This is a genomic window from Flavobacterium nitratireducens, assembly GCF_029625335.1.
Taxonomy (GTDB): domain Bacteria; phylum Bacteroidota; class Bacteroidia; order Flavobacteriales; family Flavobacteriaceae; genus Flavobacterium; species Flavobacterium nitratireducens.
On the sequence record NZ_CP121111.1, the window covers coordinates 2,790,223 to 2,803,195 of the forward strand.

12 protein-coding genes and 1 pseudogene are annotated in these 12,973 nt (G+C 34.4%); 9 read left to right on the forward strand and 4 right to left on the reverse strand.

What is annotated here, in order from left to right:
* Positions 1–57 precede the first annotated feature (57 nt).
* Both P5P90_RS13130 and ribD read right to left on the reverse strand, forming a co-directional pair.
* Complete coding sequence (locus tag P5P90_RS13130; protein WP_278035088.1) at positions 58–660, reverse strand: HAD family hydrolase; 603 nt, start codon at positions 658–660, stop codon at positions 58–60.
* On the reverse strand, positions 653–1,696 hold the full coding sequence (gene ribD, locus P5P90_RS13135) for a bifunctional diaminohydroxyphosphoribosylaminopyrimidine deaminase/5-amino-6-(5-phosphoribosylamino)uracil reductase RibD (RefSeq protein WP_278035089.1): 1,044 nt from the start codon (positions 1,694–1,696) through the stop codon (positions 653–655). The genes P5P90_RS13130 and ribD overlap by 8 nt, the downstream gene beginning before the upstream one ends.
* Before the next feature lie 199 nt (positions 1,697–1,895).
* Between ribD and prmC the strand changes: the two genes are divergently transcribed.
* Entirely contained in the window at positions 1,896–2,780 is an 885-nt protein-coding gene (prmC, locus tag P5P90_RS13140; RefSeq protein WP_278035090.1) for a peptide chain release factor N(5)-glutamine methyltransferase, read from the forward strand.
* A gap of 105 nt (positions 2,781–2,885) precedes the next feature.
* Here prmC and P5P90_RS13145 read toward each other — a convergent pair whose 3' ends face one another.
* Together P5P90_RS13145 and P5P90_RS13150 are read right to left on the reverse strand one after the other, a co-directional pair.
* Positions 2,886–3,245 (reverse strand): four helix bundle protein, encoded by a 360-nt coding sequence (locus P5P90_RS13145; RefSeq protein ID WP_278035091.1) that lies wholly within the window; start codon positions 3,243–3,245, stop codon positions 2,886–2,888.
* A gap of 112 nt (positions 3,246–3,357) precedes the next feature.
* On the reverse strand, positions 3,358–4,599 hold the full coding sequence (locus P5P90_RS13150; protein ID WP_278035092.1) for an ABC transporter permease: 1,242 nt from the start codon (positions 4,597–4,599) through the stop codon (positions 3,358–3,360).
* Between the two features lie 179 nt (positions 4,600–4,778).
* Between P5P90_RS13150 and hisS the strand changes: the two genes are divergently transcribed.
* The 8 genes and pseudogenes from hisS to P5P90_RS13190 all read left to right on the forward strand — a co-directional run bounded on the left by hisS (position 4,779) and on the right by P5P90_RS13190 (position 12,942).
* Positions 4,779–6,149, forward strand: a complete 1,371-nt coding sequence (hisS, locus tag P5P90_RS13155) for a histidine--tRNA ligase (protein WP_278035093.1) — start codon at positions 4,779–4,781, stop codon at positions 6,147–6,149.
* Between the two features lie 327 nt (positions 6,150–6,476).
* Positions 6,477–7,056, forward strand: a pseudogene (locus P5P90_RS13160) (nucleotide exchange factor GrpE).
* A 54-nt stretch (positions 7,057–7,110) separates the two neighbouring features.
* A complete protein-coding gene (gene dnaJ / locus P5P90_RS13165; RefSeq protein ID WP_278035094.1) occupies positions 7,111–8,220 on the forward strand; it encodes a molecular chaperone DnaJ in 1,110 nt (369 codons plus the stop codon).
* Between the two features lie 159 nt (positions 8,221–8,379).
* A complete protein-coding gene (locus P5P90_RS13170; RefSeq protein WP_278035095.1) occupies positions 8,380–9,306 on the forward strand; it encodes an ABC transporter ATP-binding protein in 927 nt (308 codons plus the stop codon).
* 69 nt (positions 9,307–9,375) lie between these two features.
* Positions 9,376–10,692 (forward strand): ABC transporter permease, encoded by a 1,317-nt coding sequence (locus P5P90_RS13175; RefSeq protein ID WP_278035096.1) that lies wholly within the window; start codon positions 9,376–9,378, stop codon positions 10,690–10,692.
* Between the two features lie 96 nt (positions 10,693–10,788).
* Positions 10,789–11,952 (forward strand): sigma-54-dependent transcriptional regulator, encoded by a 1,164-nt coding sequence (locus P5P90_RS13180; RefSeq protein WP_278035097.1) that lies wholly within the window; start codon positions 10,789–10,791, stop codon positions 11,950–11,952.
* An 85-nt stretch (positions 11,953–12,037) separates the two neighbouring features.
* On the forward strand, positions 12,038–12,712 hold the full coding sequence (locus P5P90_RS13185) for a DEAD/DEAH box helicase (RefSeq protein ID WP_278035098.1): 675 nt from the start codon (positions 12,038–12,040) through the stop codon (positions 12,710–12,712).
* An 11-nt stretch (positions 12,713–12,723) separates the two neighbouring features.
* Complete coding sequence (locus P5P90_RS13190) at positions 12,724–12,942, forward strand: DUF2007 domain-containing protein (RefSeq protein ID WP_278035099.1); 219 nt, start codon at positions 12,724–12,726, stop codon at positions 12,940–12,942.
* Positions 12,943–12,973 lie beyond the last annotated feature (31 nt).

The window sequence follows — 12,973 nt, forward strand, 5'->3', positions numbered from 1 at the left end:
ATAAAAGTCAATTTAAAAAAACATTGCCATTGCCTTTGACTTTTGAAATTATCATTGTTAGAGTATGTTTTTTTCAAATAGATCGACAACGTCTTCTTTGCCTACTTGTAGATTCCAAACTTGTATGCCTAATGCAGCTGCTGCATCGGTATTTTCTTTTTTGTCATCAACAAATAAAGTGCGCTTTGGTTGTAATTCGTGTTGGTTTAAAAGCGCTTGGTAAATTTCGGCATCAGGCTTGCGCATTCCCATTTCAAATGAAAAATATACTTTTTCAAAACATTGGTAAAAATCGCCATAGAAGGACGAACCAACTCTTTGTTCGAAAGTTTCGATGTGAATCGAATCGGTATTGCTCAATAAAAACAAGCGGTATTTTTTAGACAGCATTTGTAAAAATTCCAATCGGTACAAAGGGAAATCGGCTAGAATCGTATTCCAAACATCTTGAATTTCTTCGATGGAAGCGTTAGGCATGTGTTTTTGAAAACCAGCTAAGAATTCGTTCCTTGAAATATTTCCTTTTTCAAATTGAATATTCAATTGGTCAAGATCTTCATTCCATTCTTTTAGTCCTAAATTTTTAAAACCATCCATAGTGGTTTTTTTATCTAGGTTTATAAAGATATCTCCAAAATCAAAAATGATAGTATTAATCATGGTTTCTAAAAATTAAAAGTTCATCCTTAAGGATTAGCTGGGTTTGGTTTGTAGTTGGTTTTATAATAGGTGCTTTTGTTCCATTTTTAAAAGTATTTTGTCCTTTAAAAATTCGTGCTTCGTCCCAAAGATTTGTATCAATGAAAGTTTGCAAGGTTTGACCTCCTCCTTCTATAATCACAGATTGGATTTGGTGATTAAATAATGTTCGCGCAATTTGAGAGGCAATATTTTGATTAAAATCAATTACCTCAAAGATAAGGTTTTCTTGGTTTGTATTTTGGTTTGATTGGCAAAAAACAATGGTTTTTTGTTGGTTATCCAATAGGTGATTTGTTTTTGGAATGCGATTATTTTGGTCTAAAACAATCCTCACGGGTGATTTCCCTGTCCAATCACGAACATCTAATTTAGGATTGTCGTCTATTGCGGTTTGAGTACCAACAAGAATTGCTTGTTCTTCAGTACGCCATTTGTGTACCAATTGTCTGGAATACGGATTACTAATCCAGACTGGTTTTTGTTCGTCTCTTTCATTTGGAGCAATAAATCCATCTGCGCTTTCGGCCCATTTTAGTATGATATAAGGACGTTGTTTTTGATGAAAAGTAAAAAAACGTTTGTTGAGTTCGTTGCATTCGCTTTCAAGTACACCAACGGTCACATTGCTTCCTGCTTCAATTAATTTTTTGATGCCTTTTCCGGCTACTTTTTCATTCGGGTCAACAGTTCCAATAACTACATTCGGAATTTGATGCTGAATAATTAAATCACAACAAGGTGGTGTTTTTCCAAAATGACTGCAAGGTTCTAAGCTTACATAAATTGTGGCTTCTTTAAGTAAAGATTTGTCTTTAACAGAATTTACGGCATTGACTTCGGCATGCGGTTCTCCCGCTTTTTTGTGCCAACCTTCACCTATAATTTGGTCTTTATAAACAATTACACTGCCTACCATCGGATTAGGATAGGTGGTTCCAAGCCCATTTTGAGCTAATTCAATGCAACGTGCTAGGTATTTTTCATGTTTCTTCACGGGGCAAAAATAGGTATTTTTGAGTTGTTTTTTAAAACCATATAAGTCATATAAGTTTACATTCTTATTTTTTTTAAAAAGGGATTTACTTACGAAAGGGAGTATAAGTTTTGATGTTATCTGGTTTTGAATTCATTTGCTAAAAATAATTTTAGTTATTTTGCACGTTAACAGTTTTATTTCTAAACTGAATCTGACTATGAGAATTAAAGAATACAGAGCCCAATTTATTCAGGAACTTTCACCTATATATGGAGTGGAGGAAGCAGAAAGTTTTTTCTATTTGATTTTAGAAAATCAAAAACAATTGAAGCGAATTGATTTGGCTTTGAATTCAGATTTGGTTTTTTCGGATTCCGATTTAGACTATTGGAATAGCGTTTTGAATGAATTAAAAAAAGAGATTCCTGTTCAATATTTGCTAGGCAAAGCCCATTTTTACGGATTGGAGTTTGAAGTGAATGAAAATGTTTTGATTCCAAGACCAGAAACGGAAGAGTTAGTGGATTGGATTATTGAAACTAAGAAGTCAGAGGTTAGAAGTAAGAATTTAAGAATTCTGGATATCGGGACAGGAAGTGGTTGTATTGCGATTTCATTGGCTAAAAATATTCCGAATGCTCAGGTTTTTGCCATTGATGTTTCTGAAAAGGCTTTGGCTACAGCCCAAAAAAATGCTGAAATGAATCAAACGGAAGTGCATTTTATAAAAACCGACATTTTAAAAACGGACGATTTGGAGAATCTTCCAACTTCCAACTTCCAGCTTCCAACTCAATTTGATATTATTGTATCAAATCCTCCTTATGTACGAAATTTAGAAAAAGAGGAAATCAAGAAAAATGTTTTGGACTACGAACCACATTTGGCACTTTTTGTTGCGGATGATAATGCTTTAATTTTTTATCGAAAAATAGCTGAATTGGCTCAAAAAAATCTAGCTCCAAACGGACAATTATTTTTCGAAATTAATCAATATTTAGGGAAAGAAATGATTGTATTACTCGAAAATATGAATTTCAAGAATGTTGAGTTGAGAAAGGATATATATGGTAATGATAGGATGACCTTAGGGAGAATTTAGAATTCAGAAATTAGATTTGAGAATGCATAAAGCAGACTATAGAAGGCATATTGCAGAAATTGTTAGTATAGAGCAGATTTTAGAATGTAAAGATAATTGTGTGTTTTACGAGAATTTATCTGGGTTATTTATCATGTAATTAATAAGCTTACCAATCTCTAAACTTTTTGTGGTTAATTCTGAGAATAATTCTTCAGAGATGTATTTACAAGCAAATGAATACTCTAACCAAGCTTGGGTTTCTGCATTTTCAGCGTCAGAGTCTGTAAGTTTTAATATAAAATGTTTTTTATATCTTATTTTCCGTGAAGCTTCGGCAATGTTAGCTGATACACTTCTTGACGAACGTCGAATTTGGTCAGTTAATGAATATTTTTCTTCAATTGGAAATGTTTTGGTTGTCTTGAAAATCAACATTGACAATTCGAAAGATTTTTTGTAAGCTAGTAAATCTTGAAATTTCATTTTTTCATTTTTTTATTAAATCTGCCTTCTGATTTCTGCTTTCTGCCATCGGCCTTTTGCCTTCTGATTTCTGCCTTCTGATTTCTGCCTTCTGATTTCTGCTTTCTGAAAACTATTCGTAACGTAGCGCCTCAATAGGATCGAGCATTGCGGCTTTAATTGCTGGGTATAAACCAGAAACAATGGCTACAGCAAAACTAGTTAAGAAAGCAGCCATAATAGCTTGCCAAGGAATTACAAACACAAAACTAAGGGCAGATGCAATTCCGTAGCCAATGAGGATGCCAAAAATAATTCCGGCTAATCCGCCTATTTGTCCTATAAGTAAGGTTTCAATAAAAAATTGGATGGCTACCGTAGAACGTTTTGCCCCTAATGACTTTCTAACGCCAATTTCACGCGTTCGTTCTGTAACCGATACAATCATAATATTCATTAAAGCAATGGAAGAACCTAGAATGGTTATAATTCCGATTACCCATGACGCCCAACCTAAATATTGAGTAATACTTAGAATTCGGTTGATCAAATCGTCACTTCTTACTACAGCAAAATTATTTTCTTTGATGGGACTTAATTTGCGAATGCTACGCATCGAACTAATAGCATTGTCAATAGCTTGATCTAAAAATTCTTTGTTATTCACCATCACACTTACGCTATAATTAATGTTAGCTGCTGTAAATAAGGAACGCGCTACTTGGATAGGAATTAAAACTCTCAAGTCTTGACTGTTGCCAAAGGTGGAGCCTTTTTCTTTAAGTACACCGATGACTTTAAAACGAGCACCACGTATCGAAATGATTTTATTGATGGGATTAACATCTTTTAGTAAGCCTTTCAAAAAGTCAGAGCCTACCACACAAACATAGTTGTTGTTGCTAATATCGAAGTTGTTAAAGTTGCGACCTACACTGGTTTCTAATCCCGAATTAGGTACAAAATACTCATCAACTCCCATTATTGTAATTTCAGGATCTGTTTTTTCGGTGTCAAATTTTACCTCGGCAGTTGAAGTGGCTTTGAAAGAAAGTGAAGTCTGCGCTAAGGGGAAATTGTATTTGTTTTTAAAAGTTACGGCTTCTGGATAGCTAATAACGGGATTGATAATGGTTCGTTCTTCACCGCCTCGTCTTTTAATCGTGTTTTCATATCGATTTATGTTGAATGTGTTGGCGCCCATTGAAGCAAAGTCAGACGAAATTGTGTTTTCTAATGCCGAAACGACAGTCAGAATTCCAACCAATGCTGTAATCCCTATAGCAATAATTAGTACGGTTAAAGTCGTGCGTAGAATTTGGGTTTTGATAGATCCAAAAGCGATTTTTATATTTTCTTTTAAAAGACTGTTCATGAGGATAGTTTGTACGAAAATACAATTTTTGCTAGAAGTTTGTTTTCAAGGCAAGTTATTTATTTTAAAAATTAGATATTTGCACAGCGAAATAAGAGGTTAGAAGTTAGAAATAAGAAGTGGTAGTACTTGAGATTTTTAACTTCTAACTTCCAACTTCTAACTTCTAACTTTTAAAAATGGCATCAAAACCAAGTATTCCTAAAGGGACAAGAGATTTTTCACCAGCAGAGGTGGCAAAACGGCAATATATTATTCAGACTATAAAAAGTAATTTTGAAAAATTTGGTTTCCAACCAATTGAAACGCCTTCGTTTGAAAATTCAGAAACCTTAATGGGTAAATATGGAGAAGAAGGTGATCGTTTGATTTTTAAAATTTTGAATTCGGGAGATTATTTGGCGAAAGCCAATGCTGCCCATTTGGAAGCTAAGGATAGTACTAAATTAACGTCAAGTATTTCTGAAAAAGCTCTGCGTTATGATTTGACTGTTCCTTTTGCTCGTTACGTTGTACAACACCAAAACGAAATAGAATTTCCATTTAAAAGATATCAAATCCAACCGGTTTGGCGTGCCGATAGACCACAAAAAGGACGTTTTAGAGAATTTTTTCAGTGTGATGCTGATGTGGTTGGGTCAAAATCATTGTGGCAGGAAGTAGAGTTAGTACAATTGTACGATACTGTTTTTACAGCTTTAGGGTTGAACGGAGCGACGGTTAAGATTAACAATCGTAAAGTGTTGTCTGGAATTGCTGAGGTAATTGGTGCTTCGGATAAGTTGATTGATTTTACAGTGGCTTTGGATAAACTGGATAAAATTGGTGAAGACGGAGTGAAGAAAGAAATGATTGAAAAAGGAATTTCGGAAGAAGCTTTAGTAAAAGTGCAGCCTTTGTTTTCTTTTTCAGGAAGTATTTCGGAGAAAATCGAGCAACTTTCAGGTTTATTAGCAACTTCAGAAGAAGGAATGAAAGGGGTGGAAGAATTGCGCTTCATTTGTGACAAGGTGACTCAATTAGGTTTGTCTACTGCCATTTTGGATTTGGATGTAACTTTAGCACGTGGTCTAAATTATTATACTGGAGCTATTTTTGAAGTTGGTGCACCAAAAGGTGTTGCCATGGGTTCCATAGGAGGAGGCGGTAGATACGATGATTTGACAGGGATTTTTGGTTTGAAGAACATGAGTGGTGTAGGAATCTCATTTGGATTGGATCGTATTTATTTGGTTTTGGAAGAATTAAATTTGTTCCCAGAAACCGTAACTGCTTCTTCAAAGGCTTTGTTTGTTAATTATGGCGACGATGAAGCTTTTTATGCTTTACAAGCGATTAAGAATTTGAGAGCGCAGGGTATAAAAGTAGAACTGTATCCAGATAAGGCAAAAGTAGGGAAGCAATTTCAATATGCTGATAAGCGAAATATACCGTTTGCGGTAGTTGTAGGTGGTGAAGAAATGAGTTCAAATACCTATTCTTTAAAAAATTTGGTTTCAGGAGAACAAATTACCTTGGATTTTGAAGGTTTAAAGAATGCTTTACTATAAAATTTACTTGTAGCAATAAAAAAAGCTTTGTCAAACGACAAAGCTTTTTTTTGGTATAATAATCGTGAATTAATAATTGTTTAGAAATCAATTCTAATTTTCAGTCTTTTTTTAGAACGAAAATTAGAGACTGATTAGAACCTAGTAACAAACATATACAATCTATTTGAAATATGTATTAAAATTGTATTAAAATTTTAATTTAAGGCTAAAAAAAATAAATTCAGGAAAAAACCACCCTGTAAAATGCTTATTAGGAAAAAGAGTGACAATTTGGCATTTGATACGGTTTGGCAGTACTTTTGCTATCCAAAGGAAAGTGTAAAAATGAAGTTTAAGAATATTTTTAAAAATAAAGGAAGTATGAGTACTGAGAATACAGAAATCGATAAAGAGATGGATGAAGTAACTATGGAGAACAAGGCTAGTGAAGAGCAAGCAGTTACTGAGGAGTTAAGTGTTGAGGAGCAATTAGCGCAAGACTTAGCGAATGAAAAGGATAAATATTTACGATTATTTGCTGAATTTGAAAACTACAAAAGAAGAACTTCAAAAAGAGCGAATCGATTTGTTTAAAACAGCTAATCAAGAAGTTTTATTAGCAATGTTACCAGTTTTAGACGATTTTGACAGAGCTATTGTTGAAATTGCTAAATTAGAAGATGAAACTTTTACAAAAGGAGTAGAGTTAATCCATGAAAAATTAAAAAGCACGCTATCTTCTAAAGGTTTAGAGTTAGTAGATGTGAAAACAGGTGACGCTTTTAATGCTGATTTTGCCGAAGCAATTACTCAAATTCCAGCTCCATCTGACGAATTAAAAGGAAAAATTGTGGATGTACTTGAAAAAGGATATAAACTAGGCGATAAAATTATTCGTTTCCCAAAAGTTGTCATTGGACAATAATAAATAGGGTTCTGTACTAGTGCTAATCAGTACTTTTCTAAAAAATAGATACAAATGAAAAAAGATTTTTACGAGATATTAGGTGTTTCTAAAAATGCTGATGCTGCGGCGATCAAGAAAGCCTACAGAAAGAAAGCTATTGAGTTCCATCCTGACAAAAATCCGGGCGACAAAGCGGCAGAAGAAAAATTCAAAGAGGCAGCTGAAGCTTATGAAGTTTTAGGAGATCCTGACAAAAAAGCAAAGTATGACCAATTTGGGCACCAAGCTTTTGATGGTTCTGGAGGTTTTGGTGGTCACCATATGAATATGGATGATATCTTTAGCCAATTTGGAGACATTTTTGGCGGTGGCTTTGGTGGCTTTGGCGGAGGAAGTCGCGGTGGAGGTCCTCGTCGTGCAAAAGGAAGTAATTTACGAATCAAAGTGAAATTAACTTTGGAAGAAATTGCTAATGGTGTTGAGAAGAAAGTAAAAGTAAAGCGTAAAGTTCAGGCTCCTGGAGTTACTTACAAAACGTGTTCAACTTGTAATGGACAAGGTCAGGTAATGCGTGTAACGAATACTATTTTAGGAAGAATGCAATCGGCTTCAACTTGTCCTAGTTGCGGTGGTTCTGGTCAGATTTTAGATCATAAACCGTCTAATGCTGATGCGCAAGGAATGATCGTAGAAGACGAAACAGTTTCTATCAAAATCCCTGCTGGTGTAGTGGATGGAATGCAATTAAAAGTTTCAAACAAAGGAAACGATGCTCCAGGTAATAGTATTCCAGGTGATTTGATTGTAGCTATTGAAGAATTAGAACATGAATTCTTAAAGCGTGAAGGTGAGAACTTGCACTATGATTTGTATGTGAGTTTCCCTGAAGCGGTTCTTGGGGTTTCTAAAGATATCGAAGCAATCAATGGAAAAGTAAGAATCAAATTAGAAGAAGGAATCCAATCGGGAAAAATCCTTCGATTAAAAGGAAAAGGTATTCCTAGTATCAACGGATATGGTAATGGAGATTTATTAGTTCATATTAATGTTTGGACACCAAAAACATTAAATAAAGAACAACGACAATTCTTTGAGAAATATTTGGAAGATGATAATTTTTCACCAAATCCTGAAAAATCAGATAAATCATTCTTTGAAAAAGTAAAAGACATGTTTTCTTAAATTTTTTGAGTGAATCAAAATCAATAATTATAACCCATTCGCTGCGGCGAGTGGGTTTTTTTATAACACAATTATCGTCTATTTCGCTTGTAATTATTTACTTTTACAACCGCTAGGCCATAATGGCTTAATTGGTGAGCTAAATTCAAAAAAATCAGCATGAGTACCTTATTAGAAGTCAATAAAATAGTTAAGCAATATGGAGATTATGTAGCGCTTAACGAAGTTTCTTTGTCTGTTCCTAAAGGCAGTATATATGGACTTTTAGGTCCAAATGGTGCCGGAAAAACATCTCTTATTCGTATCATTAATCAAATAACCATGCCAGATAGCGGTCAAGTTATTTTGGATGGCGAAAAATTACAGCCTAAACACGTTCAGCATATTGGTTATTTACCTGAAGAAAGAGGTTTGTACCAAAGTATGAAGGTAGGAGAGCAATGTTTGTATTTGGCTCAAATGAAAGGATTGACAAAGGCAGAAGCCAAAAAGCAGTTGGATTATTGGTTTGATCGTTTAGGCATTCAAGGATGGTGGAACAAAAAAATTCAAGAACTTTCTAAAGGTATGGCGCAAAAAATCCAGTTTGTGGTTTGCGTATTGCACCAACCGAAATTATTGATTTTTGATGAGCCTTTTTCAGGTTTTGATCCTGTAAATGCTACTATTATTAAAGACGAAATTTTAGCATTGAAAGAACAAGGAGCTACGATAATTTTTTCGACGCATCGAATGGAAAGTGTAGAGGAATTATGCGATCATATTGCTTTGATACATAAATCGAATAAATTAATCGAAGGAAAATTAGAAGATGTAAAAAGGCAACATAAGTCCAATAGTTTTGAAGTGGGTATTCTTACGGATAATGTAGAAGGTTTAATGTTTGACATCACACAAAAATTCACTGTTAGCCCAGCGAATTTTAAATCTTTAAATAATGAGTTAAAGCTCGAAATTCAGATAGGAAATGCACTTCCTAATGAATTATTGCATCTTATTACACAACGAGGTCAAGTCACTCATTTTGTAGAAAAAATTCCGAGTGTAAACGATATTTTTATTAAAACTGTAACAGAAAAGCAATAACCAATATTTAAAATTCCAAATCCCAATACACATTGGAATTTGGAATTTAAGATTTGAATATTTTAAATTATGAGCATAATATCACTAATTATAAAAAGAGAGTTTTTTGCCAAAGTGCGTAACAAATCTTTTATTGTAATGACTTTTTTAAGTCCTTTATTGTTTGTTGCTATTGCTGTTTTTGTTGGTTATTTGAGTTCCATGAAAGCCGATGTAAAAAGGGTGGCAATTCATGATGAAACAGGTTTGTTTGTTTCTGAATTTTTAGCTCAAAATACAGAAGAGAATGAGTATCAATACCTAGATTTGTCGCAAATAGACAGTCAATATTTAAAAGATAGTATTGTAAATCATAGTTATGAAGGAATTTTGATTATTCCTAAAACAGAGGATGTAAAAACCTTAGAAAATAAAATTGAATTTGTTTCTAATGCGAGTCCGAGTATTTCTTTTATCGAAAACACACAGGGAATTATTGCTCAAAAATTAACCAAAATTAATTTGGAGAAAGCGCATTTAGATACTTTAGCCATACAAAAAGCGCAAGCTAATGTCAATATTACTATTGCTAAAACTTCAGGAGAGCAAGGTCTAAAAGGATTAAATGAGGCTAAAATTGCCATAGGTGGTGCTTTTGGTTACTTGATCATGATGTTTATCATTATTTATGGAAATATGGTGATGCGCTCTGTAATTGAAGAGAAAACGAACCGAATTATAGAAATTATTATTTCTTCTGTAAAACCTTTTCAGTTAATGATTGGGAAAATTATTGGAACCTCTTTGGCGGGAATTTTACAATTTACTATTTGGGTAGTTATTGGACTTAGTCTCTTGTTTACAGCTTCAGTATTTTTTCGAGTAAATGTAGGGGCATCGACAACAATAGCGCCAACAATGGAAGGGCAGTTGCCAACAGAATTAGCAGGAACGGCGCAGTTGTACATTAAAGAATTATGGAATTTGCCTATTGCTAGTATATTACTTGGTTTTGTAGTTTATTTTATTGGTGGTTACTTTTTATACAGTTCGTTTTATGCGGCAATTGGTGCTGCTGTAGACAATCAAACCGACTCGCAACAGTTTCTTCTTCCTATTGTAATGCCTTTGGTGTTGAGTGTTTATGTTGGTTTTTTTAGTGTTGTAAACGATCCGCATAGTGACATTGCAGTTGCTTTTTCCTTGATTCCGCTTACCTCGCCTATTGTAATGTTAATGCGACTCCCTTTTGGAGTTCCTTTTTGGCAAATTGCCGTTTCAATTTTATTGTTGTTTGGAACCTTCTTATTGGTGGTTTGGTTTGCTGCTAAAATTTACCGAGTAGGAATTTTGATGTATGGTAAAAAGCCAACTTGGAAAGAATTATTACGATGGTTAAAATATTAATTTGAAGTAACTAAGTGTCAAAGTTGTTAAGTTTTCTATAATAGTAAGAAAAGAAAATATAATCTTAGTAACTTAGAACTTTAGAATCTAAAAAGTATGAGTAAAATATTAATAATCGAAGACGAATCAGCTATTCGAAGAGTACTAACAAGAATCCTTACGGAGGAGAATGATACTTATGAAGTCGAAGAAGCTGAAGATGGTGTATCGGGTTACGAAAAAATTAAAAATAACGATTACGACTTGGTAATATGCGACATCAAGATGCCTAAAATGGATGGGGTCGAATTGCTGGAAGAAGTCAAAAAAATAAAAGCCGAAATTCCAATCGTCATGATTTCAGGACATGGCGACATGGAAACAGCTATACAAGCGATGCGTTTAGGGGCGTTTGATTATATTTCAAAACCACCTGATTTGAATCGTCTGTTAAATACCGTTCGTAATGCTTTAGATAGAAAACAGCTGGTAGTTGAAAATAAAATTCTAAAGAAAAAAGTGAGCAAAAATTACGAAATGATTGGGGAGAGCGAAGCTATTAATCATATCAAAATGATGATTGATAAGGTGGCGCAAACCGAAGCTCGTGTATTGATTACGGGACCTAATGGAACCGGAAAAGAGTTAGTAGCGCACCAATTGCATGAAAAGAGTGAGCGTGCTTCTTTTCCTTTAATAGAAGTAAACTGTGCTGCAATTCCATCTGAATTGATAGAGAGCGAATTGTTTGGTCACGTAAAAGGAGCTTTTACCTCGGCGGTAAAAGATAGAGCTGGTAAATTTGAAGCAGCAGATAAAGGAACTATTTTTTTGGATGAAATTGGAGATATGAGTCTTTCGGCTCAGGCCAAAGTGTTGCGTGCTTTACAGGAAAATATCATTACTCGAGTAGGTGCCGATAAAGACATCAAAGTAGATGTTCGCGTGGTAGCAGCAACGAACAAGGATTTGAAAAAAGAAATCGAAGAAGGACGTTTCAGAGAAGATTTGTACCACCGATTGGCAGTCATCTTAATCAAGGTTCCTTCATTGAATGACCGTCGAGATGATATTCCTTTATTGGTGAGTCATTTTGCTGAAAAAATTGCATCAGAGCAAGGAACAGCCGTTAAGAAATTCTCCGATGAAGCGATCAAATTATTACAGGCTTACGATTGGACGGGAAATATCCGTGAATTACGAAATGTGGTGGAACGCCTTATTATCCTTGGCGGAAGCCAAATATCTGAAACAGATGTAAAGCTATTTGCTTCTAAATAATTGAATGATTTAAAAATTTAAAGATTTAAAGATTCCTGATTTAATTTTTAATTATTCAATCTTTTAATCTTTCAATCTTAACTGAATGAAACTAAAAAAAATAAACGAAAAGTTACAACTAGGATTAGTTGAAAACGGATTAACCGAGGCAAATGAAGTCCAAAAAGAAACTTTTTCAACCTTAAAAAGTGGGGCAGATTGTGTGATTTTTGCACCTAAAGGAAGCGGGAAAACCACAGCAATTGTGATGAATGTGATTCAGCGATTAGCAGGCAGCAATGAAGAATCGCCACGAGCTTTGATAATGGTGGAAGACAAGGCTAAAGTTCTGGAAATGGAAGTGCTTTTCGAAAAGTACGGAAAACATACCAGCTTGGAAGTCTATGGTGTTCATGAAAAAGGCGACATGGATTACGATAAGAATTATGTTTCTACTGGAATTGATGTTTTAATTGGTACACCTACCAAGTTAAGCGATATGTTTTCAACAGCGGGTTATAATGTGAACCGTTTGAAAATGTTTGTTATAGACGATGCCGATGTGTTGTTACGAGCGCGTCATGAGACTAAAATTATGCGTATTTCTGATAGCATTGCTAAAACGCAACGTATCATTTTTTCGGATTTATATACAGAAAGAGTGGCAATATTAGCCGATAAAATGTTAATTGAACCTTACGAATTTGACTTCGAGGAGGGAGAGGAAGAGGATGACGATTTTGAAGAAGAAGAAGGTGACGAAGAAAATGCTAATAACTAAATAAGAATAAGATGGGATTGATGAAAGTGTTTTCGGGGAGTGAAGTTTTGGCTTTGGCTTTGAAGGAAAAAATAGAAGCCATAGGTGTGGAAGTATTGATGAAAGACAACATTCAATCGGCGCGATTAGCAGGTTTTGGGAGCATGGGCGCTGCTGTTGAATTGTTTGTTCAGGAAACCGAATTTGCTAAGGTAAATCCTGTTATTGAGGCCTTTCGATTGAATATTTAATGATGCTTTTAGTTAATGAGCAAATAAAAAT